This is a genomic window from Pseudoalteromonas sp. Isolate3, from assembly GCF_022398505.1.
GTDB classification, from domain to species: domain Bacteria; phylum Pseudomonadota; class Gammaproteobacteria; order Enterobacterales; family Alteromonadaceae; genus Pseudoalteromonas; species Pseudoalteromonas apostichopi.
The window spans coordinates 1-1,610 of record NZ_JAKEVN010000241.1 but is presented as its reverse complement, the minus strand read 5'-3'; the positions used below and the strand labels follow the sequence as shown (position 1 = coordinate 1,610).

The 1,610-nt window shown below is 37.9% G+C and carries 1 protein-coding gene; it reads left to right on the top strand.

Annotated features, from left to right (window positions below):
* Positions 1-412: 412 nt before the first annotated feature.
* Positions 413-1,483: an OmpA family protein gene (locus L1D46_RS20570; RefSeq protein WP_130049981.1), complete on the top strand. Its 1,071-nt coding sequence runs from the start codon at positions 413-415 to the stop codon at positions 1,481-1,483.
* The last annotated feature ends 127 nt before the right edge of the window (positions 1,484-1,610 follow it).

Below are 1,610 nucleotides of genomic sequence, written 5' to 3'. Positions count from 1 at the left end.
ATATATAACTAGGGCCGGACTAATTTTATTAGTCCGGCCTTTTTTTGAATGAAATTCAATATTTACTTTCCTAAGAAACAAGTTAATCTTAATTTGTACCAATTTTAGATGTAATAACCATCATATATTGATATGAATCACCTAATCAAAGTTCAAATTATTGTAGTATGGTGTTTAATCACCTTGTTGAATTATTATTAGGTTATATAATTATTTTTAATGACGTGTAATTTGCACCAGTCCGACATGGATTATTAAGGTGCTTTATGTCGCTGTATTTAGTTGATGCTATGGAATTATAAAAATTTACTAGTTGTTTGAGTTTATTAAGTTTGGATTAATTACTCATCACCTATCTTGACTGAGTGTAGGCTACACTGCCTTTAGTTACTAAAATGGAAGGGAATGAAACATGAAACTAAAATCACTAACTATAGCTTTAGCGCTTGCTGCAACAAGTGCTTCAGGTATCGCTGCTGAAAAACAAGGTTTTTATATAGGCGCATTTGGCGATTATTATGATAACTCTTGGGAAAATATCCGTGACTATCCACCTGGCGGTTTAGATGTAGATGACTCAACTGGGTGGGGTTTGGAATTAGGTTACCGCTTCAGCGATTATTGGAGTGCTCGTTTAGAATATGCTGATATGGATTTTGACTGGAGCGCTGAAACCACAGCCGGTACCACTGTAAGTGGCTCTGAAAGTGGTAAGCGTTACGGTATTGATGGCTTGTATCATTTTGGCGGTGGTCCTTTCTACGGTATTTTTGGTTTAAAAAATCTTGATGCTGTTGATGAAGATCTAATGTTTGCTAACGTAGGTGCCGGTTACCAACATTACTTCACCGATAACTTTGCATTCAACGCTGAAACATCTTTATATCAAGGTCTTGACCGTGGTTACACAGATGTTGGTGCAAAGCTAGGTCTTAGCTATATATTTGGTGATCAAAGCGCTCCTGCTGAGCCAGTAGAGCCAGCTCCAACTGTTGTTCCTGTAGCTGTTGAGCCAGTAGATAGCGATGGAGATAATATCCCAGATGCTGATGACCAGTGTGCAAATACACCAATGACAGATGCTGTTGATGGTACTGGTTGTACATTGTATGAAGACCGTGAAGTGTCTAAGACTTTACTAATCACATTCCCTAACAATACATCTAAAGTATCTCAACAATACTTAGACGATATTGATGCTGCTGCTGCGTTTTTGAAAGAGCACCCAGGAACAGACGTAGTACTTGAAGGTCACTCTTCGTCAGTAGGTAAAGCTGACTACAACAAGTGGTTATCTAAAAAACGTGCTGATGCTGTTGCTAAGAAACTAATTGAAGATGGCATTGACCCAATGCGTCTTACTACTGTTGGTTTAGGTGAAGAGCGTCTTAAAAACCCAGCAAATACGCCAGAAGCTCACGCTGAAAACCGTCGTGTTGAAGCGAAAGTGACTGTTATTGAGCGTGTTAAAGTAGAGCGTTAATCTAACCCTTTACGCAAATTTTAAAACCCAGCCTAGTGCTGGGTTTTTTCATTTTAAAGCACTAGAAATTGATAGATAGGAATGATTCTTAATAAATATTCATTTGAATAGCGTTTTTTTCTAGTAC

Excerpts from the sequence above, each read along its gene's own strand:
- L1D46_RS20570 (WP_130049981.1), top strand. The coding sequence starts at position 413 with ATGAAACTAAAATCACTAACTATAGCTTTAGCGCTTGCTGCAACAAGT.